At 62.0% G+C, this 21,578-nt stretch carries 15 protein-coding genes and 2 tRNA genes; 11 read left to right on the forward strand and 6 right to left on the reverse strand.

Annotated elements, in window-relative coordinates:
* Nucleotides 1-12: 12 nt before the first annotated feature.
* On the reverse strand, nucleotides 13-504 hold the full coding sequence (locus tag AC1DTQ_RS00995; RefSeq protein ID WP_477847278.1) for a hypothetical protein: 492 nt from the start codon (nucleotides 502-504) through the stop codon (nucleotides 13-15).
* A gap of 524 nt (nucleotides 505-1,028) precedes the next feature.
* Nucleotides 1,029-1,658 (reverse strand): DUF6928 family protein, encoded by a 630-nt coding sequence (locus AC1DTQ_RS01000; RefSeq protein WP_477847279.1) that lies wholly within the window; start codon nucleotides 1,656-1,658, stop codon nucleotides 1,029-1,031.
* 116 nt (nucleotides 1,659-1,774) lie between these two features.
* Between AC1DTQ_RS01000 and AC1DTQ_RS01005 the strand changes: the two genes are divergently transcribed.
* Complete coding sequence (locus AC1DTQ_RS01005) at nucleotides 1,775-2,176, forward strand: RNA-binding S4 domain-containing protein (RefSeq protein ID WP_477847280.1); 402 nt, start codon at nucleotides 1,775-1,777, stop codon at nucleotides 2,174-2,176.
* A gap of 145 nt (nucleotides 2,177-2,321) precedes the next feature.
* Here the strand turns inward: AC1DTQ_RS01005 and AC1DTQ_RS01010 are convergent, their stop codons facing one another.
* The 3 genes from AC1DTQ_RS01010 to mutS all read right to left on the reverse strand — a co-directional run bounded on the left by AC1DTQ_RS01010 (nucleotide 2,322) and on the right by mutS (nucleotide 8,299).
* Nucleotides 2,322-2,945 carry a DUF937 domain-containing protein gene (locus tag AC1DTQ_RS01010; protein ID WP_477847282.1) on the reverse strand — a complete coding sequence of 208 codons (624 nt, stop codon included), beginning with the start codon at nucleotides 2,943-2,945 and terminating at the stop codon, nucleotides 2,322-2,324.
* Nucleotides 2,946-3,110: 165 nt separating this feature from the next.
* A complete protein-coding gene (gene katG / locus AC1DTQ_RS01015; RefSeq protein ID WP_477847283.1) occupies nucleotides 3,111-5,297 on the reverse strand; it encodes a catalase/peroxidase HPI in 2,187 nt (728 codons plus the stop codon).
* Between the two features lie 416 nt (nucleotides 5,298-5,713).
* Nucleotides 5,714-8,299 (reverse strand): DNA mismatch repair protein MutS, encoded by a 2,586-nt coding sequence (gene mutS / locus AC1DTQ_RS01020; RefSeq protein ID WP_477847284.1) that lies wholly within the window; start codon nucleotides 8,297-8,299, stop codon nucleotides 5,714-5,716.
* 310 nt (nucleotides 8,300-8,609) lie between these two features.
* Between mutS and AC1DTQ_RS01025 the strand changes: the two genes are divergently transcribed.
* From AC1DTQ_RS01025 to AC1DTQ_RS01060, 8 genes are all read left to right on the forward strand, one after another.
* Entirely contained in the window at nucleotides 8,610-11,210 is a 2,601-nt protein-coding gene (locus AC1DTQ_RS01025) for a TonB-dependent receptor (RefSeq protein ID WP_477847285.1), read from the forward strand.
* 128 nt (nucleotides 11,211-11,338) lie between these two features.
* Nucleotides 11,339-11,836: a CinA family protein gene (locus AC1DTQ_RS01030; protein ID WP_477847286.1), complete on the forward strand. Its 498-nt coding sequence runs from the start codon at nucleotides 11,339-11,341 to the stop codon at nucleotides 11,834-11,836.
* A 106-nt stretch (nucleotides 11,837-11,942) separates the two neighbouring features.
* Entirely contained in the window at nucleotides 11,943-12,578 is a 636-nt protein-coding gene (gene lexA, locus AC1DTQ_RS01035; protein WP_477847288.1) for a transcriptional repressor LexA, read from the forward strand.
* Between the two features lie 201 nt (nucleotides 12,579-12,779).
* Entirely contained in the window at nucleotides 12,780-13,814 is a 1,035-nt protein-coding gene (recA, locus tag AC1DTQ_RS01040; protein ID WP_477847289.1) for a recombinase RecA, read from the forward strand.
* A 50-nt stretch (nucleotides 13,815-13,864) separates the two neighbouring features.
* Entirely contained in the window at nucleotides 13,865-14,395 is a 531-nt protein-coding gene (gene recX / locus AC1DTQ_RS01045; RefSeq protein ID WP_477847290.1) for a recombination regulator RecX, read from the forward strand.
* 112 nt (nucleotides 14,396-14,507) lie between these two features.
* The gene (gene alaS / locus AC1DTQ_RS01050) at nucleotides 14,508-17,156 is read left to right on the forward strand and encodes an alanine--tRNA ligase (protein WP_477847291.1); all 2,649 of its coding nucleotides are present in this window, start codon (nucleotides 14,508-14,510) and stop codon (nucleotides 17,154-17,156) included.
* Nucleotides 17,157-17,300: 144 nt separating this feature from the next.
* Nucleotides 17,301-17,513, forward strand: coding sequence for a carbon storage regulator CsrA (gene csrA / locus AC1DTQ_RS01055; protein WP_477847292.1), 213 nt, complete (start codon nucleotides 17,301-17,303; stop codon nucleotides 17,511-17,513).
* A gap of 79 nt (nucleotides 17,514-17,592) precedes the next feature.
* A tRNA-Ser gene (locus AC1DTQ_RS01060) sits at nucleotides 17,593-17,685 on the forward strand.
* 166 nt (nucleotides 17,686-17,851) lie between these two features.
* Here the strand turns inward: AC1DTQ_RS01060 and AC1DTQ_RS01065 are convergent.
* Nucleotides 17,852-17,928: transfer RNA gene (locus AC1DTQ_RS01065), tRNA-Arg, on the reverse strand.
* 309 nt (nucleotides 17,929-18,237) lie between these two features.
* On the opposite strand from AC1DTQ_RS01065, the gene AC1DTQ_RS01070 reads away from it, so the two are divergent.
* Nucleotides 18,238-19,800, forward strand: coding sequence for a right-handed parallel beta-helix repeat-containing protein (locus AC1DTQ_RS01070; RefSeq protein ID WP_477847294.1), 1,563 nt, complete (start codon nucleotides 18,238-18,240; stop codon nucleotides 19,798-19,800).
* Between the two features lie 363 nt (nucleotides 19,801-20,163).
* Nucleotides 20,164-21,558 carry a TIGR03013 family XrtA/PEP-CTERM system glycosyltransferase gene (locus tag AC1DTQ_RS01075; RefSeq protein ID WP_477847295.1) on the forward strand — a complete coding sequence of 465 codons (1,395 nt, stop codon included), beginning with the start codon at nucleotides 20,164-20,166 and terminating at the stop codon, nucleotides 21,556-21,558.
* The last annotated feature ends 20 nt before the right edge of the window (nucleotides 21,559-21,578 follow it).

Below are 21,578 nucleotides of genomic sequence, written 5' to 3' on the forward strand. Positions count from 1 at the left end.
TTGAATGAATGGTTAGACCTTATCCAGCGGAAAGGTCTCTAGCTGTACGTCAAACGCTTCAATCATCCAGCGCGCCTGCATGCCGGGCGGGCCAGCCCATTCGATCTCGTGGATCACGTTGCCCTGATCGCTAAGTCGGATCTCGCTGTACCGCCAGTCAAAGTGACCTGCTGCGGAGCGGGGGTTGCTCATGGCGTAGGAGAAGACCTGCGGGTAGAACAGCTCTATGAATCGATCGTGGTAAGCGCCTAATAGGCGAATCCGAAGGCTCAATGACCGAATCTCTTGACGCTCGCCCTCTGAAGGTTCCTCGAACTTCGCCCACTCTAGCCAGCCGTCGTGAGGGCATCGAGGATCGGATGCGTTGAGCAATAAGCCGGATGAGGCAAGGGTGTAGGCGGCCGTCGGAAATCTTGCCTGGTTCTGCTCCAGATACTCAGCATATCGCCGGAAAGGTACGTTTGGGTCGCCGTCTGTATCCAACTGTTCAGAGAGTACGTACATAAGGTCTAACGCCTGAATTAAGCCGCCTTGCTGCGGGTTCGGCTTGAATGAATTATTAGGCGGCACCTTGGATACTAGGAAAGCGTCGCCTTAGTGGCTTGGAAATCACCTGCCAGTCATCCTCATACACAATCGTGCCTGGCTCAGAGGTCCTTACTACCTCAACATGAAACCCGTGCTGGTCAAGAAGATTCTTTAGCCGCCACATCTGTTTGATAGCTTCAGTTGCCGCTGGCTTGAACCAAGAGATCGCGCGTCGGTTCTCAGGCTCTTCAAGTATTTTTGGAACAAACAGGTGCTCGTTAAACCATAGTAAAGCGGAGCGCAGATCGTCATGCTCTGCAACTGTCAGATCAAACTCATCCCGGACTGCGTGCGCCGCAACAAGCACGCCAGTCCTACGTCCGGAGTCAGTGTCAGTACTCAGTATTTCAAATCGAATTAGCACGAGTTGTGTAGTGACGCCTAATGCCTGAATTAAGCCGACCCGCGAAGCGGGTTCGGCTTGAATGAATTGTTAGGCCTCATTTCCAGACCTTCCACCATGATTTGCTGCGTTGTAGCTGCAGCAGTGGGACGTTCTCTGGCTCAAGTAGCGATTCATCCACATAGCCTTCCAGTTGATAGCCGAAGAATGCTGCCAATACAGCTTCACCTAGCTCCAGTGGGTGAAATGGAAATGGATAGCTACTTGGATCCTCTGACGGGTCGAGTGCTGGATGTTGCCCAGCCCAATAGGGTTCTTCGAAATTTAGCCTGGGTCCAATATCTTCAAGCACCCCACTGTCTGGCGAGAGGCTTAGTGCGCGTACGAGCTTGCCGTCTGACCAGTGCGCAAAAGCGAGCCAATCGACAGCGCTATGCATTGCATGCAGGTAGATGTTTCGATATGGCGAATTCTCTAAGAAGAGTTTTGGCAGACGTGATGGATAGTCAATCCCAAATTCTGATGCAGCGACTACCGCAACATTCGGAAAAGACCCAACAATTATCTGATCGTCGTCTGGGCAGGTGTACGACAAATCGCTTTGACCGGATATCTTTAGTGTTCCCTTCGGGAAAAGACGCTTGGCTAAAGCGAGAGATTTCTCTTGGTCAAGATCGGTGGCGGTGCGAAGGAGATGAGATGGGTCAGAGTCTGCGTATACGAGCATCCATGTTTTTGCGCCCACATGTCCTCCGTAAGTTTAAGATGAGGCCTAACTATCGTTTATACGGCAACCACACCGTGATAACGGATAATAGCCCGCTTTTACGGCATCATTCTCCAGTGACCGAATCAGCAGCCCCCTCCATCCGCCTGGACATCTGGCTCTGGGCCGCGCGCTTCTTCAAGACACGCAGCCTGGCCAAGCAGGCAGTGGAAACCGGGAAAGTGGAGGCGGGCGGGCAGCGCGCGAAGCCGTCGCGAATGGTGCGGGTCGGCGACGGGTTGAAGATATCGCGTGGCGAGGAGCACTTCGAAATCCAGGTGCTGGCGCTCAGTGAGCAGCGCGGGCCGGCCAGTGTTGCGCAGACGTTGTATGCGGAAAGCGAGGCCTCGCGCGCGCAACGCGAACAGGCACGTGCGCAACGTGCTGCCGAGCGCAACGGTTATCGCGCGCCGGAGCACAAACCCGACAAGCGTGCGCGACGGTTGATACAGGCGTTGGGGGATTTGGACGCGTTGTAGCTGCGAAGGCTTTTCTCCTCTCCCCTTGTGGCGCCCGAAGGGTGTGCAGGGCTGAGAGGATGGCCGAAGGCCGGGAGAGGGGGATAGCGCAACAAAAAACGCCGGCATCACTGCCGGCGTTTTCGTGTAACTGGAAGTAGCAGGCTCAGCGCTTGCCACCCAGCAAACCGCCGCCGATCTTCAACAGATCGCCCAGCCCCAATTGGCCGTCGCCATCCTGGTCCAGCACCGCACCCAGCAACCCGCCGCCCAGGCCGCCCTGCTGCTGGGCCACCTGGCGTTCCTGGCCCAGCACCTGGCTGAGGACATTCGGATTGGCCTGGGACTGGCCCTGACCCATGAAGCGCTGAGCGAGGAACGACAGGACGATCGGGGCCAGGATCTTCATCAACATCGCGGCCTTGTCGCCGCCCAGGCCAGTCGCCTGTCCGAGACTGGCTTCGGCGCGCGGCTGCGCACCCCCGAAGATATGCCCAAGGATCGCCGCGCCGTCGGTCTGCCGGCTGGGAGCCGAACCACCACCCAGCACCGCGCCAAGTACGCTGCCCAGATCCAGACCGGCGTGGTCCTTCTGCAGCGCGCCGAACAAGGCTTCGGCACCCTGCGGTTCGGCCGCATTTTTGCCCAATGCGCCCAGCAGCAGTGGCAATGCCGCGCTGATGGCGCTGGCGGTCTGCATCTGGCCGGTGCCTAGTTGCTGGGAAACCTGCTGCAACGGTACGCCCTGCAATTGCTGGAACAGTTCTTCGGCGAGGCTGTTGGTGCTCATGGTCGGCGTCCTCCAGGACGTGGGGATGGAGCGGGCAGCCATGCTATCCCTATTCGGAGTAGGGCTGTACTCACATTTGCGTGCGTGGCGCAGAGCGCAACGGCTCCCACAGAAAAGGGCGTGAAAACACGCCCTTTCTGACTGCTACTTCTGCGGCGCCCCGGATCAGGCCAGGTCGAAACGATCCAGGTTCATCACCTTGGTCCAAGCGGCCACGAAATCGCCGATGAACTTCTCGCTCGCATCGGCGCTGGCGTAGACCTCGGCGAATGCGCGCAGCTGGGAGTGCGAGCCGAAGATCAGATCGACGCGGGTCGCCGTCCACTTCACCTTGTCGGTCTTGTCGTAGCCCTCGAACAGGTTCTCGGCATCGGTGACCGGCTTCCACTCGGTGCCCATCTCCAGCAGGTTCACGAAGAAGTCGTTGCTCAGCTGGCCCGGCCGAGCGGTGAAGATGCCGTGTCGGCTCTGGCCTACGTTGGTGTCGAGCACACGCATCCCTCCAACGAGCGCCGTCATCTCCGGTCCGGTGAGCTTGAGCTGTTGCGCCTTGTCGATCAGAAGCGACTCCGGTGGGACCTTGGTGCGACCCTTCAGGTAGTTGCGGAAACCATCGGCAAAGGGCTCGAGCACGGCGAACGACTCGACATCGGTCTGCTCTTGCGTGGCGTCCGTGCGGCCTGGCGCGACGGGTACGGTGACGGAATGGCCGGCATCCTTCGCCGCCTTCTCGACGCCTGCAGCGCCCGCCAGCACGATCAGGTCGGCCAGCGAGATCTTCTTGCCACCGGACTGCGCGCCATTGAATTCCTTCTGGATGCCCTCGAGCGTCACCAGCACCTTCGCAAGTTGCGCGGGTTCATTGGCTTCCCAGTCCTTCTGCGGCGCCAGGCGGATGCGCGCGCCATTGGCGCCGCCACGTTTGTCCGAGCCGCGGAAGGACGAGGCCGAAGCCCACGCGGTCGAAACCAACTGCGACACACTCAGACCGGATGCGAGCACCTTCTGCTTGAGTGCGGCAACGTCCTTGTCGTCCACCAGCGGATGGTCGACGGCGGGCACCGGATCCTGCCAGATGAGTTCTTCCTTGGGCACTTCGGGCCCGAGGTAGCGCGCACGCGGCCCCATGTCGCGATGGGTCAGCTTGAACCATGCACGCGCAAAGGCGTCGGCGAACTGGTCTGGATTTTCAAAGAAGCGCCGCGAGATCTTCTCGTACGCCGGATCCAGGCGCAGCGACAGGTCAGTGGTGAGCATGGTCGGGCGACGCTTCTTCGACGGATCGTGGGCATCGGGGATGATCTCGCCGGCGTCCTTCGCGACCCACTGGTTCGCACCGGCAGGACTCTTGGTGAGCTCCCACTCGAAGCCGAACAGGTTCTCGAAGAAGTTATTGCTGAACTTGGTGGGCGTGGTGGTCCAGGTGACTTCCAGGCCGCTGGTGATGGCATCGCCCGCATGCCCGGTGCCGTGCGTGCTGCGCCAGCCCAGACCCTGCGCGGTGATGTCGTCGCCCTCGGGTTCCTTGCCGACGTGATGCGTCTCGCCAGCACCGTGGGTCTTGCCGAAACTGTGGCCGCCGGCGATCAAGGCAACGGTCTCTTCATCATCCATCGCCATGCGCGCGAAGGTCTCGCGGATGTCGCGCGCGGCGGCGATCGGGTCGGGATTGCCGTCCGGGCCTTCCGGGTTGACGTAGATCAGGCCCATCTGCACCGCGCCGAGCGGACCTTCCAGCTCACGGTCGCCGGAGTAGCGGCTGTTCTCCTTGTCGCTGGTCGCCACCCATTCGCCTTCCGGGCCCCAATACACGTCGTGGTCGGGTTCCCAGGTATCCGCGCGCCCGCCACCGAAACCGAAGGTCTTGAAGCCCATCGTCTCCAGCGCGACGTTGCCGGCCAGGATCATCAGGTCGGCCCAGGAGATCTTGCGGCCGTACTTCTGCTTCACCGGCCACAGCAGGCGGCGGGCTTTGTCCAGGTTGCCGTTGTCGGGCCAGCTATTGAGCGGTGCGAAGCGCTGCTGGCCGCGGCCGCCGCCGCCGCGCCCGTCGGCGATGCGGTAGGTGCCGGCGCTATGCCAGGCCATGCGGATCATCAAGGGGCCGTAATGGCCGAAGTCCGCGGGCCACCAGTCCTGCGAATCGGTCATCACCTTGGCGATGTCGTCCTTCAGCGCTTTGTAGTCGACGCTGTTGAATTCCTTCGCGTAGTCGAAACCCTGGCCCATCGGATCGGACTTGGACGAGTGCTGGTGCAGTAGCTCCACGGCGAGTTGATTCGGCCACCAGTCGCGGTTCGAACGTCCGCCGCCGGATGTGTGATTGAAGGGGCACTTCGCTTCGGTAGACATGGTTCTTTACCTCTGGCCGTTGGGTTTTTGGTTTGGGATGCTTTTTGAAGTGCGAACACCGAGATGCGATCGCTCATGCGATCACGTTCCGGCGCTGGTGCGCAGGTTCCATGTGAACACGGTGAATACGCGAAGCCCGTGACGGGCTGGCTGCAAATCGGCGTTCGGCGACGCCTTCGGACGCTGCAAGAAGAGTGGGTGGCCAACTTTTCCTGCGGAGCGTGCATATGGCTTACGTCCTGGTTGACGTTGGCGATGAGCCAGCAGAGTAGCCAATGCAAGCGATCAATGAAAATCGCTTTTTGCAAATGCTTTGATAGGGTAGTTCAATGGTGCGATGCGCAATAGTAGGTCGGGACTACGCCTCCGACGTACGTGGTGCTTGATGTCCCGTGCGTCGGGGGCGTAGCCCCGACCTACAGCAGCGATTTGAGCCGGTACAGCGCTTCCAGCGCTTGCTTGGGGGTCAACTCGTCGGGATCCAGCGCAGCCAGCGCCTCCTGTGCCACTGAAGATGCGGGTGCGAACAAGCCAAATTGCTGCGGTTGATCGAGGGCCTGCGGCGCCATCTGCGCGGCGTGGCTTTCGCTGCCGCGTTGCTCGAGTTCGGCCAGCCGGCGGCGGGCCTGCTGCACCGTGGTTTTCGGCAAGCCGGCCAATGCAGCGACCTGCAGACCGAAGCTGCGGTCGGCAGGACCGTCCTTGACCGCATGCATGAACACCAACGATTCGCCGCCGTTTTTATCGTGATGCTCCACCGCGTCCAGATGCACGTTGGCGATACCGCTGCCGGGCTCGGCCAGCGCGGTGAGTTCGAAATAGTGCGTGGCGAACAGGGTGTAACAGCGATTGATTGCCGCCAGGTGGCGCGCGACCGCATCGGCCAGCGCGAGTCCGTCGTAGGTCGAGGTGCCGCGGCCGATCTCGTCCATCAGCACCAGCGATTGCGGGGTAGCGTGATGCAGGATGTAACTGGTCTCGGCCATTTCCACCATGAAGGTGGATTGTCCGCGTGCCAGATCGTCGCCGGCGCCGATACGGGTAAGGATGCGATCGGTCGGTCCTATCAGCGCACGCGCGGCCGGCACGAAGCTGCCGATATGCGCCAGCAGCACGATCAGCGCGTTCTGGCGCATGTAGGTGCTCTTGCCGCCCATGTTGGGGCCGGTGATGATCAGCATGCGGCGCCCGTCCTCATGGGCATCCCCGTCAAGCACCAGGTCGTTGGGCTCGAATGGCTCCTCGCGTACCGCTTCCACCACCGGGTGGCGGCCGCGCTCGATGCGCAGGCCCGGTTCTTCGCGCAATTCGGGTTGCGACCAATCCAGGGCCTGCGCGCGTTCGCTGAAGCCGGCCAGCACGTCGAGTTCGCTTAGCGCCGAGGCACAGCGTTTCAGCGGCTCGAGCACTCCGCCCAGCGCGTCCAGCAATTGCTCGTACAGCAGCTTTTCCCGCGACAGCGAACGCTCGCGCGCCGACAGCACCTTGTCTTCGAAGGATTTGAGTTCCTCGGTGATGTAGCGCTCGGCGTTGCTCAGAGTCTGCCGGCGGGTGTAATGCACCGGCGCGCGTTCGGACAGCGCCTTACTGATTTCGATGTAGTAACCATGCACGCGGTTGTAGCCGACCTTGAGCGAATTGATGCCGCTGCTTTCGCGCTCGCGCGTTTCCAAATCGATCAGGAACTGGTCGGCGTGGGTGCTGAGGCGGCGCAATTCGTCCAGTTCGGCATCGTAGTCGGCGGCGATCACGCCGCCGTCGCTGAGTTTCATCGGCGGCTGTTCGGCGATGGACGCGGCCAGCAGATGCGCGGTATCGGCGTGTTCCCCCAGTTCGGCGGAAAGCGCTAGCAGCCGGGGAGAGTCGAGCGAAGCGAGCGCATCGCGGATACCAGGCAACATGGCCAGGCCGTCGCGCAGCGTCGACAGATCGCGCGGGCGCGCCGAACGCAGCGCCACGCGGGTGAGGATGCGTTCGATATCGCCCAATGCGCGGAAGCGCTCGCGCAACGCATCGTCGGCGCGGCTTTCGATCAGCGTCGCTACGGCCTGGTGGCGTTCGCCCAGTACCTGGCGATCGCGCAGCGGGCGGTGCAGCCAGCGCCGCAGCAGGCGTCCGCCCATCGGGCTGATGGTGGAATCCAGTACGCCTAACAAGGTGTGTTTGGTGTCGCCATCGACACGCGTGTCCAGTTCTAGGTGCCGGCGCGTGGCCGCATTCATGGCGATCGCATCGCCCGCCGATTCCACCGCGATCGCGGTCAGATGCGGCAGGCGCTGCTTCTGGGTTTCTTCCACATAGCCGAGCAGGGCGCCTGCGGCGGCGGTCGCCAGCGGGCGGTCGTCGATACCGAAACCACTGAGGTCATGCAGCCGGAAGAATTGCAGCAACTGACGGCGTCCGCTGTCGGCGTCGAACAGCCAAGGCGCGCGCCGGCGCAGACCCGTGCGCGTGGCCAGGAACGCGGGCCAGCCTTCCTCGTCGGGAATCAGCAACTCCGCTGGCTCCAGGCGTGAGAGTTCGGCCTCGAGCGCATCGGCGCTGTCGACTTCATTGACCAGGAAACGACCCCCGGCCAAGTCGGCCCAAGCCAGTCCATAACCACCGCCTTTAGATGACGTGCCCCCGCGCGAAACCGCCATCAGCAAGGTATCGCGGCGCTCGTTCAACAGCGCTTCGTCGGTCACCGTGCCCGGGGTGACGATGCGCACCACTTTGCGTTCCACCAGGCCCTTGGCCAGGGCGGGATCGCCGATCTGTTCGCAGATCGCCACCGATTCGCCCAGCGCTACCAGCCGCGCCAGATACCCTTCGTAGGCATGCACCGGTACGCCGGCCATGGGAATAGGGGCACCGGCCGAACTGCCGCGCTGGGTCAGGGTAATGTCCAACAGACGCGCGGCTTTGCGCGCATCGTCGTAGAACAGCTCATAGAAGTCGCCCATGCGGAACAGCAGCAGCAGGTCCGGATACTCCGCCTTGGCGGCGAAGAATTGCTTCATGAGCGGGGTGTGGGTGAGGGTCGCCGGATCGCTCACGGTCGGGAGCTAACAATCAAGGTCGAGGCCGGAGCTGCGGGGTGGGGAGGGAAGTCTAGCGGTCTGCGGGCAGGCCCGCGAATGCATTGAAGACGCTCAGGCCATCCCGATTGGTGGAGCTTGGTATGGGTGCACTGCAAAATGCCGAATAGTGAAGATAGTGTTAAGTTCGGGAAGTGACGTGGGGAAACGTCCGCCATCACAGATTTTGGGGGCTCAGAACAGAACACCGCTTTACACACTTGCAATTCGATGACCCTGGGAGGGGACAACAATGGTCGTTGCAAAACCGCAGCACAAGATGCTGGCAGTCGCTGTATTCACAGCGCTTTTCGCCGTATCGCAGGCGCAGGCCCAACAGGCCACACCGCCGCCGGGTACCGACGAGGAACCCACCACGCTGGCCACCATGACGGTGACCGCGCAGAAGCGCGAAGAAGCGATGCAAGACGTGCCGATTTCGGTCACCGCCTTGCCCGAGCAGCTGTTGCAAGACACAGGCGTGCGCGACATCAAGGATCTGCAGGTCCTGGTTCCGGGCCTGACCGTGACCAGCACCCAGAGCGAAGCCCTGACCACCGCGCGTATCCGCGGCATCGGCACGGTAGGCGACAACGCCGGCCTGGAATCTTCGGTCGGTGTGGTCATCGATGGCGTCTACCGCGCTCGTAACGGCGTCGGCTTCGGCGACCTGGGCGAGCTCGAGCGAGTGGAAGTGCTGAAGGGTCCGCAGGGCACGGTGTTCGGCAAGAACACCTCGGCCGGCGTGATCAATATCATCACCCGTCGCCCCAGCTATTCGCAGAGCGCCGAGGGCGAGATCACCGTCGGTAACTACGGCGCCATCGGCGTGTCCGCTTCCTACAACGATGCGCTGTCCGACAATGCCGCCTTCCGCATCTACGCCACCAAGCGCAAGCGCGACGGTTTCCTGGATGTCGAAACCTCGCGCGGACCGCGCACGCTGGACGAGGACGGCGATCAGAATTTCCATTCGGTGCGCGCCCAGCTCCTGCTCGAGCCCACCGATACCCTGGACATCAATTTCATCGGCGATTTCACCAGCCGCGAGGAGAACTGCTGCTCGGCCGTGCAGACGGTGGTCGGCGCGACCGGCGCTATCATCAATGGCGTGGGAGGGGCGGGATCCATTCCGACGGTCGCCGATCCGTTCGCGCGCATCGCCCACAGCAATCGCAGCACCGAACAGGACATGAAGGACAAGGGAGTGTCGGCCGAAGTGAACTGGGAATCGCCCTGGTTCGGCGGCGCGACCCTGACTTCGATCACCGCAAAGCGCGACTGGCAGTCGATCAATGCGCTGGACTTCGATTACACCGGCGCCGACCTGCTGTACCGGAACGCGAACGAAAACGAATCGCTGACCCGGTTCGAAACCTTCAGCCAGGAATTCCGCCTGACCGGAGCCACCGACAGCGTCGACTGGATGGTCGGTGCGTTCTACGCCGATGAAGACCTGACCCGCCACGATTCCTACAGCATCGGCATCGGGTACGAGCCCTTCCTGTCCACGGCCTTGCTGGCGCGGATCAATCCGGCCCTGGCGGCATCGCCGACCGCGCCGCTGTTCCTGTCGCAGACCACTGGCCGGGCCTTCGGCACCACGTTCGCGCCGGGCCTGGGTGCGCTCGATCATTACGACCAGAACGCCAAGAGCCTGGCGCTGTTCACCAACAACACCTGGCACGCGACTGAGGCGCTCGACCTGACCCTGGGTCTGCGCTACACCCGGGAAAAGAAAACCCTGGACTCGGTCTACTCCAACCCGAACGGCGCGCCGGCCTGTGCGTCGTACTTCGGTCCTACCGGCGCGCCCAGTGCGGCGGCGATCGGCCGTATCGCGACCGCGTTGACCACCCGCGGCATTCCGTTCGCCTCCTTGCCGGCCGCGCAGCAGCAAGCGCTGATCGGCAACATTATCGGCTTCAGCTGCCTGCCCTGGGCCAACGCGCTGCACAACGGCCGTTCGACCCAGCAGGAGCGTGAAGAGAAGGAATGGTCCGGCACGCTCAAGGCGGCCTACCGTTGGAACGAGAACGTGATGACCTACGTCTCGGCCGCGCGCGGCTACAAGGGCGGCGGCTTCAACCTCGATCGGGTGCAGACTTCCAATGGGCTGTCCAGCGGCGGGCAGGGCATCATTCCCGTCAACGACACTTCGTTCGAAGGCGAATTCGTCGACAGCTACGAGCTAGGAGCCAAGACCACGTGGCTGGACGGTAACCTGCTGCTGAACGCGACCTTGTTCCATCAGACCTACGACGACTTCCAGCTCAACAGCTTCCTGGGCACCAGCTTCGTAGTCCGCTCGATTCCCAAGGTCACCTCGCGCGGCGTGGATACCGAAATCCTGTGGCAGCCGAGCAAGGGTCTGATGCTGCAGGGCGGTCTGATGTACGCCGACACCTTCTACGGGGATGAGCGGCCCACGCCCGATTTCGTGGCGCCGGACGGCGCGCTGTACAAGTTGCCCGGCAACAAGACCAGCTTCGCACCGGAGTGGTCGGGCACCGCATCGGCTACCTATGAGTGGGACTTCGGTGCAAGCCTGGTCGGCCGCTTCAACGTTGGCGCCAAGTACACCTCGGAGTTCAATACAGGTTCCGATCTGGACGTGGAGAAGATCCAGGACGCCTACACCGTCGTCAACGCACGCTTCGGCATCGGCGCCAAGAGCAAGCGCTGGATGCTTGAGTTCTGGGGCCTGAACATCTTCGACGAAGAGTATGTGCAAGTGGGTTTCGACGGTCCGCTGCAGACCGCCAGCCCAACTCCGAACGATCCGCGCAACACCTACAACGCCTTCTTGGGCGCTCCACGCACCTATGGCGTAACCTTCCGCATCCAGTACTGATCGCAAGGTTCGGAACCGACGGCCCGTCACGAAAGTGGCGGGCCGTTTTATTTGCCATGGCGCCTATGGCAGACAAAGGGATGCTTTTCCGATACAACGGCAGCGCCGTCACTTCGCGAAACCTATCGATGTCCGTCCCCACCGACCACGATCTGCATGCGCTCGCAGAAAGCCTGGGCGCGCGCCTGCGCGATACCCACCATCGCCTGGTTACTGCGGAGAGCTGCACCGGCGGCTGGATCGCCAAGGCGGTAACCGATATCGCCGGTTCGTCGGATTGGTTCGATAGCGGCATGGCCGCCTACAGCTACGAGGCCAAGCAGGCGCTGCTGGGCGTGCGTGCGGAGACGTTGGAAGTCCACGGCGCGGTCAGCCGGGAGACCGTGATCGAAATGGTGTCCGGCGCTCTGGTGAATTCGGGCGCCAGCATCGCCGTAGCGGTCACCGGTATCGCCGGGCCGGGTGGCGGCAGCGAAGGCAAGCCGGTGGGCACCGTGTGGATCGGCTGGAAGCGCCGTGGCGGCTATGCGCGGGCCGAGGTCTTCCATTTCGATGGCGACCGCGAGGCGGTGCGCAGGCAGACGGTGGCGGCGGCGCTACGTGGGTTGGATGCGCTAGCGGGCTGATGATTGCCCTGGGAGTACTGGGAGGCTCGAGATCAATCGACCGAGTACTCAGATCAGGATACAAATTAGTTGCTTTCCAGATTTGTTAGTAGTATTACTACTAACCATGAATCTGACCGACACCCAGCAAGCCATTCTCGCCATGATCGCCGAGCGCATCGGTGCCGATGGCGTGCCGCCTTCCCAGGCCGAGATCGCCAAGGCCTTCGGTTTCAGTGGGGTCCGGGCCGCCCAGTATCACATCGAGGCGCTTGAGGCCGCCGGCGCTATCCGCCGGGTCCCCGGGCAAGCGCGTGGCATTCGCCTGGTCCACGACGACACCGACATTCCTGTGCCCGAAGCCGTCCTTCCCGATAACGCGCTCCGTTTGCCGGTGCTGGGACGAGTGGCGGCCGGCCTGCCGATCGGCGCCGATATCCGTTCGGACGATTTCGTGCTGCTGGATCGCGCCTTTTTCGCTCCCGCACCGGACTATCTGCTGAAAGTGCAGGGCGATTCGATGCGCGACGAAGGCATCTTCGACGGCGATCTGATCGGTGTGCATCGCACCCCGGACGCGCGTTCGGGCCAGATCGTGGTCGCCCGCATCGACGACGAAATCACCGTCAAGCTCCTGAAAATCGGCAAAGACCGCATCCGTCTGCTGCCGCGCAATCCCGACTATTCGCCGATCGAGGTCATGCCCGACCAGGACTTCGCTATCGAAGGCTTGTACTGCGGGCTGGTGCGTCCTAACCGTTGATGCCTCGACCGTCCCGTCATTCGTCCACTGAAAAGGGTTTTTTTATCAAACAGGAAATTTCCGACACGTCTTCAAGCCGTTGTCCGCTAGTCCCAGTCCGCGTTGCAAAGTTAATTTCGATCACGGCAAATCGCGTCGCAACCTGTGCGACCCATGGCCGCTAAATTGCCCTCAACCCGACAAACCACCAAGGACACCACCATGGACGAGAACAAAAAGCGCGCACTTTCCGCTGCCCTGACCCAGATCGAACGCCAGTTCGGCAAGGGCTCGGTGATGCGCATGGGCGACCAGATCATCGAAGCCGTCGAAACCATTCCCACCGGTTCGCTGATGCTCGATATCGCTCTGGGGATCGGCGGCCTGCCCAAGGGTCGCGTGGTGGAAATCTACGGTCCCGAATCCTCCGGCAAGACCACCTTGGCGTTGCAGACCATCGCGCAGTGTCAGAAACGCGGCGGCACCGCAGCTTTCATCGATGCCGAGCATGCGCTGGATCCGATCTATGCCGCCAAGCTGGGCGTCAACGTGGACGATCTGCTGCTGTCGCAGCCCGATACCGGCGAACAAGCGCTGGAAATCTGCGACATGCTGGTGCGCTCCAACGCGGTGGACATGGTCGTCATCGACTCGGTCGCGGCGCTGACGCCAAAGGCTGAAATCGAGGGCGAAATGGGCGACCAGCTGCCCGGCCTGCAGGCCCGGTTGATGAGCCAGGCCCTGCGCAAGCTGACCGGCAATATCAAGCGTTCCAATTGCATGGTGTTGTTCATCAATCAGCTGCGCATGAAGATCGGCGCGATGATGCCCGGCCAGAGTCCGGAAGTGACCACCGGCGGCAACGCGCTGAAGTTCTACGCCTCCGTGCGCCTGGATATCCGCCGCATCGGCGCGATCAAGAAGGGCGACGAGATCATCGGCAACCAGACCAAGATCAAGGTGGTGAAAAACAAGCTGGCGCCGCCGTTCAAGCAGGTCATCACCGAGATCCTGTACGGCGAAGGCATCAGCCGCGAAGGCGAACTCATCGACATGGGCGTGGAAGCCAAATTGGTGGACAAGGCGGGCGCCTGGTACAGCTATGGCGACGAGCGCATCGGCCAGGGCAAGGACAATTCGCGTCAGTACCTGAAGGACAATCCGCAGGTCGCGACTCGTCTGGAAGGCGAATTACGCGACAAGTTCCAGCCGACCGAGGTGAAGCCTGACGAGGTCGACGAAGACGCAGAAATTTGATCGGGATTGGCGCAAGGAAGCGCCGCTTTTTCGATCAGGAGTGAGTCGACGTGTCGGAAGAAGATGCCGCTGCTCTAGATGCGGATGCTCTAGATACCAATGCTCTCCCCAGTTCCCGCAAGCGCAAGCAGCGGGAACTGACGCCCACCCAGCGTGCCTTGGCACTGCTGGTGCGAAGGGAACACTCGCGCAAGGAACTGGCGCGCAAGCTGGCCGAGCGCGGGATCGAGAGCGAGGCCGCATCGGTTGCGATTGAAAGGCTGACAGGCGATGGCTGGCAGAGCGATGCGCGCTTTGCCGAAATGCTGGTGCGTACCCGAGCCGCCCATGGACAGGGCCCCATCCGTATCCGGGCCGAATTGGGTACCCATGGGCTAGATCGCGACATCATCGACACCGCCATGGAGGCCTTCGGCGGTGACTGGCGTCAGGCGGCGCAGGATCTGGCCCGCCGCCGTTTTGGTCCGGATCTGGCTTCAGCCGACCCGGCGCAGCGTCGCAAGGCCGCCGATTTCCTGTACCGACGCGGCTTCGATGGCGACACGGTCAGGTTGGCCTTGCATGGCGACCCGGAGGACTGAACCGCTCTGGCCTGTTAACCTTTGCGGATTGGGTTGTCTGCTCCAGCATGCGTCCGCATCTTGTCGGTATCGCGGCACTTCAGACGTGCCCGCCCGCCAAATGCCCAGCCAGATGACTACTCCCAAGCTCAGTAGCAGCCAGATCCGCAACGATTTCCTCGAATTCTTCCGTGGCAAGGGCCATACCATCGTGCCGTCCGCGCCATTGGTGCCTGGCAACGATCCCACCTTGCTGTTCACCAACTCGGGCATGGTCCAGTTCAAGGATGTGTTCCTGGGAGCGGAGAAGCGCAGCTACGTGCGCGCAGCCGATGTACAGCGCTGTCTGCGCGCCGGCGGCAAACACAACGACCTGGATCAGGTCGGCTATACCGCTCGTCACCACACTTTCTTCGAGATGCTGGGCAACTGGTCCTTCGGCGACTATTTCAAGAAGGACGCGATTGCCTGGGCCTGGGAGCTGCTGACCGAGGTCTGGAAACTGCCCAAGGAACGCCTGCTGGTCACGGTCTACCACACCGATGACGAGGCCTATGAGCTGTGGAACAAGATGGTCGGCCTCCCCGCCGAACGCATCGTCCGCATCGGGGACAACAAGGGTGCGCCTTACGCTTCCGATAATTTCTGGCAGATGGCCGACACCGGTCCGTGCGGTCCCTGCACCGAAATCTTCTACGACCATGGCGAACATATCGCCGGCGGCCCGCCGGGCTCGCCGGACGAGGACGGCGACCGTTTCATCGAGATCTGGAACCTGGTGTTCATGCAGTTCGACCGCCAACCTGATGGCACGCTGGTAGCGCTCCCGGCGCCTTGCGTGGATACCGGGATGGGCATGGAGCGCCTGGCCGCGATCCTGCAGCACGTCCACACCAACTACGAAATCGACATCTTCCAGGCGCTGATCGGCAAGGCTTCGGAGTTGACTGGCACTGTGGATCTGGAGAACAAGTCGCTGCGTGTGATTGCCGACCACATCCGCGCTTGCTCGTTCCTGATCGTCGACGGCGTGCTGCCCTCCAACGAAGGCCGCGGCTACGTGCTGCGCCGGATCATTCGCCGCGCGCTGCGCCACGGCTGGATGCTGGGCGTGCGCCAGCCGTTCTTCAACAAGATGGTGCCGACGCTGATCGCATTGATGGGCGAGGCCTATCCGGAGCTGTCGGCGGCGCGGGATCTAGTGGAGCGTGCGTTGAAGGCCGAGGAAGAGCGTTTCGCCGAGACCTTGGATTCGGGCATGCGGATCTTCGATGACGTGGCTTCGCGCGCCAAGGAAGTGATTCCGGGCGCCGACGCTTTCCGCCTGTATGACACCTACGGTTTCCCGGTCGACTTGACCGCCGACATCGCGCGCGAGCGCGGGCTGTCGGTCGATATGCAGGGCTTCGATGCGGCGATGGAACAGCAACGCGATACCGCGCGCGCAGCAGGCAAGTTCTCTTCCGGTTCGGGTTTGCCTGCAGAGCTTGTGGCGAAGTTGAAGCCGACCGAATTCCTGGGCTACGAAGCATTGGATGCCGGCGGCCTGGTAGTGGCTGCGCTGCTTAAGGAAGGACGCCCGGTCGATTCCGTCAGCTCTGGCGAGGAGGCCGTGGTGATCCTCGATCGCACGCCTTTCTACGCCGAATCCGGCGGCCAGGTCGGCGACACCGGGGTGCTGGCCGAGCAGGGCGTCAAGTTCGAAGTGGGCGACACGCTGAAATACGCTGGTCAGTTCCATGGCCATGTCGGCAGGGTTGCGGCCGGCAGCCTGAAGGTCGGCGACCATGTGCTGGGTTCGGTGGATGCGCCGCGCCGCGCGGCAGTCATCCTCAATCATTCCGCCACGCATCTGCTGCACGCAGCTCTGCGGGAGTTGCTGGGCACCCATGTGCAGCAGAAAGGCTCGCTGGTGGCGCCGGACAGGCTGCGCTTCGACTTCTCGCATTTCCAACCGGTGACCGCGGCCGAATTGGCCGAGATCGAACGCCGCGTCAATGCGGAGATCCGCGCCAACCACGCGGCCGAGGTGCACAACATGGGCATGCAGGAAGCCCTGGATTTCGGCGCCATGGCCTTGTTCGGCGAGAAGTACGGCGAGCACGTGCGGGTGCTGAAGATGGGCAGTTATTCGACCGAACTCTGCGGCGGCACGCATGTCGGCCGGACGGGCGATATCGGCCTGTTCAAGATCGGAAGCGAGGGCGGCGTGTCGTCGGGCGTGCGTCGTATCGAAGCGGTGACCGGGCAGGGCGCACTCGATCTGGTTTCCGCGGAAGAGCAACGCCTGCAGGAAGCGGCGGCCCTGCTGGGCGGCAGTGCAGGCGAGGTGGTCGACAAGGTACGGCAGCTGACCGAGCGTCAGAAAAAGCTGGAGCGTGAGCTGGAAGGCCTGAAGGCCAAGGCAGCCTCCGGCGCCACCGCGGATCTGGCGGGCTCGGCGGTGGAGATCGAAGGCGTTCGCGTGCTGGCCGCAAGGCTGGAAGGATTCGATGCCAAGGCACTGCGAGAAGCCATGGACCGGCTCAAGCAACAACTGGGCGATGCGGTCATCGTCCTAGCGGGTACGGCCCAAGGCAAGGCTTCGCTGGTGGCGGGCGTGAATGGCTCCGCAACAGGCCGGGTCAAGGCAGGGGAACTGCTGGCGCATATCGCTAGTCAGACCGGGGGCAAGGGCGGCGGCCGCCCGGATCTCGCCCAGGGTGGTGGCGAGGACGGGCCCGCCCTTGCCTCGGCACTAGCAGACGTTCCGGCATGGGTAGCCCAACGGATACGGCCCTGAATCCATGAAACATGAGCTTGCGGGCCGGACTGGCCGGCCGTTACCATGTTTCACGTTTATGAATGTATCAGGAAGCGTTTATGCCTCCGTTAAGGCTAAAACGTCCTCCCGGCACTACTCTTGCCGGACTAAGGAGACAAAGTAATGTTGATTTTGACTCGCCGAGTTGGCGAAACCTTGATGATCGGCGATTCGGTCACCGTGACCGTGCTGGGCGTCAAGGGCAATCAGGTGCGCATTGGTATCACTGCGCCCAAGGATGTGGCTGTGCACCGTGAAGAAATTTATCAGCGCATCCAACGCGGTGAAGAAGCTAACGCGCCCGCGCAACCCGCAGAAACCAGCTCTTCGAGCTGACGATTTCGTTTGCCGTCATCGCAGTCAGCCGGTATCCTAAACGGCTGAGGCGACGCACTGCTGTTCGCTTCGAAATCCCGGAGAGTTGCCCGAGCGGCTGAAGGGGCTCCCCTGCTAAGGGAGTATAGGGTCAAAAGCCTTATCGAGGGTTCGAATCCCTCACTCTCCGCCACTAGCAAAAAAGCCCTGATTTTCAGGGTTTTTTTGTGCCTGCGGCTCGCGGTCGGCAACGTCGGGAAACGATGCCCCGAGATGCGGATACGGAACTGGCCGGCCCGGGTTCCGCGCAGGCCAACAAAAAAGCCAGCGAGGTTGCCCGCTGGCTTTTTTGTTTTTAATGGTGCGCCCGGAGAGATTCGAACTCCCGACCGCCTGGTTCGTAGCCAGGTACTCTATCCAACTGAGCTACGGGCGCATTAGAAGCGGAATTTTGCACGAACTGAATTAAGCCGTCAATCATCGGTGTCGATAGCGGGATTTCGGAGAGGTTGGTCGATCGACCGCTTGACCGTCGTCGTATCCGCCAATGCCTCGATTTGCGGCTATTTTTGCGGCTATTGAGGAGCCTTGGTGTTGGGAATGTGCGCCAGGTCCGCCCGGGCGGCGTTTTTGCCGGTGTTTTTTAGCGACGTGTTCACGCTGAAATGTGGACAATGAAAGGGCAGGGGATCAACGGCGCCATGGCGCTGGGGGTTAAAAGCAAATGCAATGTTTGAGAAGGTTTTTGTGTCTGGCAGGTCTGCTGGCGATGATTCCTGCTGCCGCTTCGGCCGCAACCTACACCGTAGGACCCGCGGGATCGGGCCGCCAGTACACGCAACTGTCAGCTGTATTCACCAGCAACAACCTGGCTGCAGGCGATATCGTCGAGGTGGACGGTAGCGCCACCTATTCCGGCGGGATCGTGGTGGGCGATGACGATGGCGGTACGGAAGCCAATCCGGTCATCATCCGCTGGCGCCGTACCGCCGGTACTACGCGTCCGGTATTGCAGGGCGGCACGCACACGATCAAATTCGAACAATCGAACCACATCGTGTTCGAAGGCTTCGAGGTTCGGGGTGGTACGACCACCTGTGTGTTCAGCGAAGCGCACAACGTGACCGTCCGCGATGCCTATATCCACGACTGCCCCTCGCACGGAATATTGGCGGCCGATCAGAATTCGGGCGCGTTCACCCTGGAATACAGCGAAATAGCCAATTCCGGCCAGGGCGATACCCGTCATGCGATCTACATGCAGTCGGACGAGGTGGCCTTCCCCGATACCGTGTTTCGCATGCGCTACAACTATGTGCATGACGCCACAGGCGGCGTGCTAGTGCGCGTACGCCATCAAAGGGCCGAGATCTATTACAACTGGATCGAGGGCTCCAACCTGCACGAGATCGAGTTGATAGGACCCGATTGCGAAACGCAGAAGCCCGCATGGACTGCCGACCTTCGGCGAGAGGATGCGGATGTGGTGGGCAACGTGATCATCCACAATTCCAGCAGTCGTTCCGGCAACGCAGTGCGCATCGGCGGAGATCTGGAAGGCCGCAATCAGGGCAGAACCCGACTGGCCAACAACACGATTCTTTTCGATCGCGCCGGCGCGGCTAATGCGGTGCTGGTGCAGCTTGGCCAGGGATCGTTGGAGATGCACAACAACGTGGTCTACCAGCCGTCCGGATCTCCCGCGATCGTGCGGGAAAATCCGGCCAGCGACGTCTCGGTGCCAACCTGCGGCCCGCAAAGCCGGGAGCCGTGGTCGGGAGGCCGCAAGGTCGCCGGCAGCAATAACTGGGTGCAGACCTCGGCCAGCCTGGTGCCCACGGAGTGGACGGGAACCTTGCGTGGCGCCGATCCGCTGTTGACCAATTTCGCCCAGCGCTCGCTGCGGCCGGCGGCAGGAAGCCCGCTAATCAATGCCGGCAACAATGCGCCGGTGACCCCTGCCGCGTTTCCTTTCCCGACCCCGCTGGTACTGGCCGCCTCCGACCCGCCACTGCGGGAAAAAATGGCGATCGGCGCGGAAAAGCCGCGTCTCGCGTTGGGGGGAGTCATCGATATAGGCGCTCTGGAACAGTTCGAGTCGAGTGGATCTACCCCCATCCGCGTCAATGGCTCGCAGCCGTTGATTCCACCTAGAGGGCAGGCCTCCTCTGCCGTGCCGGCCCAATCGTCCTCGCCGGCGCAATCATCGTCCTCGGAACCACAGGCGCCTGCCCTTCGTGGCGATCAAGGAAGACCGATCTGGCGTCAATCTCCGGCCAGGCGTTACCGGCGCTTTGTGGTGGACTAGCGACGGCCAGGCAGGCGCGCTGCCGCCGCCTCTAGATGACGAATCCAGCCGCTTCGAAGCGGCTGGATTCGTTTTGGACAGGCCGATAGGACTTCCCTGGTGGGGCCCGCCAGTAAGCAGACTCAAGCTGTGGCCGGATCGCTGCTTCCGTGGCGTTGTACTGGATAGCCCACCCACAGGTGGGTGAGCGCTGGATTGGCGGCCTCATGTAGGAGGGTCGGGATTGCCGGCGCTGGACGGTACGCCACAGGGGAAAGAGATGCGTCGTTCGATGACATTACGTGGAAGCGGCAGGGCTCCGGGTGATAAACGCCTGCCTCGTCGCCAGGAAAGGTCCTGCGCGCCAGCCGTGGGAAGCGACCGATGAAATCCGCCAACGCAAGCCGCAAGGCACGCGCCGTGCGGTTCCTATGGCTAGCCGAAATGCTGGCCTTGATCCTGGCGGTCATGATCGCGGCCTGGATCCGCTTCCACGGCGATCCGGAAAGCCACATCATTTTTTCCCAGCAGGCGCCTTTGCGCGCGGTGCTGGTGGCGCTTTTCATCACCGGCGCGATGGCCGCGTTCGGCATGTACCAGGTGCATGTCCGCCACAATCGGCTGGACTTCATGTTGCGGGCGACGCTGTCGTTCGCTTTCGGCGGCATCGCTCTGGTGGTCCTGTACTACCTGCTTCCCCTGACCTACATCGGCCGTGGCGTGTTGGCCATGTCGCTGGCGATGGGGTTGGCAGGTGTGATCTTGGTACGAGTGATCTCGGTGCATGTGATTCGCGCCGACGCACTGCGCCAGCGGATCCTGGTATTTGGCGCGGGTAAGAACGCGGAGTTGATCAACAGCCGCATGCGTCGACAATCGGACCGCCGTTCGTTCGTCGTGGTCGGCTTCGTAGCGGTGCCGGGTCAAGCGGTCTTGGTCAGCAAGGATCTGCAGGAGATGCCTGAAAACGGCTTGCACGAGTTGGCCGAACGCCTGCAGATCGATGAGCTAGTGATCGCCCCCGACGAACGCCGCGGTGGGCTTCCCATGGAAGACATGCTCACCTGCGTGCAGCGCGGCATATCGGTCATCGACATCTCCACTTTTTTCGAGCGCGAAGCGGGCATGGTGCAGCTCAACGTGGTGGATCCGTCTTGGCTCGTATTCTCCGGCGGCTTCGACTATTCCACGCCGCGCAGATTAAGCAAACGGTTCTTCGACCTGATCGCCGCCAGCGTATTGTTGTTGATGGCGTGGCCGGTGATGCTGCTGGTCGCGCTGGCGGTGCGCCTGGAATCCGAAGGCCCGATTCTCTATAGCCAGACGCGTGTCGGCCAACGCGGCCAGAATTTCACTCTGACCAAGTTCCGCAGCATGCGCGCGGATGCGGAAAAGGATGGCGTGGCGCGTTGGGCCAGCAAAGACGACGACCGCAGCACACGAGTGGGGAAATTCATCCGCTTGACCCGCCTAGACGAATTGCCGCAGTTGTTCGCGGTGCTGCGCGGCGACATGAGCTTCGTCGGACCGCGGCCGGAGCGTCCGCATTTCGTCAACCTGTTGTCCGATGAAATCCGCTACTACGGCGTACGCCATTGCGTGAAGCCAGGCCTCACCGGCTGGGCGCAATTGCGCTATCCGTACGGCGCGTCCGTGCAGGATGCGGAGGAAAAACTGAAGTTCGACCTGTTCTACGTCAAGAACCATGGCTTGGTATTCGACCTGATGATCCTGCTGCAAACGGTGGAAGTAGTGATGTTCGGGCGCGGCGCGCGCTGATCGGCGGCAGCAGGCGCAGG

It is taken from the genome of Pseudoxanthomonas sp. P4_B2, from assembly GCF_056402315.1.

Coding starts and splice junctions, on each gene's coding strand:
- AC1DTQ_RS01010 (WP_477847282.1), bottom strand. CDS start 2,945: ATGAGCACCAACAGCCTCGCCGAAGAACTGTTCCAGCAATTGCAGGGC.
- recA (WP_477847289.1), top strand. CDS start 12,780: ATGGACGAGAACAAAAAGCGCGCACTTTCCGCTGCCCTGACCCAGATC.
- AC1DTQ_RS01030 (WP_477847286.1), top strand. CDS start 11,339: ATGTCCGTCCCCACCGACCACGATCTGCATGCGCTCGCAGAAAGCCTG.
- katG (WP_477847283.1), bottom strand. CDS start 5,297: ATGTCTACCGAAGCGAAGTGCCCCTTCAATCACACATCCGGCGGCGGA.
- mutS (WP_477847284.1), bottom strand. CDS start 8,299: ATGAAGCAATTCTTCGCCGCCAAGGCGGAGTATCCGGACCTGCTGCTG.
- AC1DTQ_RS00995 (WP_477847278.1), bottom strand. CDS start 504: ATGTACGTACTCTCTGAACAGTTGGATACAGACGGCGACCCAAACGTA.
- lexA (WP_477847288.1), top strand. CDS start 11,943: ATGAATCTGACCGACACCCAGCAAGCCATTCTCGCCATGATCGCCGAG.
- alaS (WP_477847291.1), top strand. CDS start 14,508: ATGACTACTCCCAAGCTCAGTAGCAGCCAGATCCGCAACGATTTCCTC.
- AC1DTQ_RS01000 (WP_477847279.1), bottom strand. CDS start 1,658: ATGCTCGTATACGCAGACTCTGACCCATCTCATCTCCTTCGCACCGCC.
- AC1DTQ_RS01025 (WP_477847285.1), top strand. CDS start 8,610: ATGGTCGTTGCAAAACCGCAGCACAAGATGCTGGCAGTCGCTGTATTC.
- AC1DTQ_RS01075 (WP_477847295.1), top strand. CDS start 20,164: ATGAAATCCGCCAACGCAAGCCGCAAGGCACGCGCCGTGCGGTTCCTA.
- csrA (WP_477847292.1), top strand. CDS start 17,301: ATGTTGATTTTGACTCGCCGAGTTGGCGAAACCTTGATGATCGGCGAT.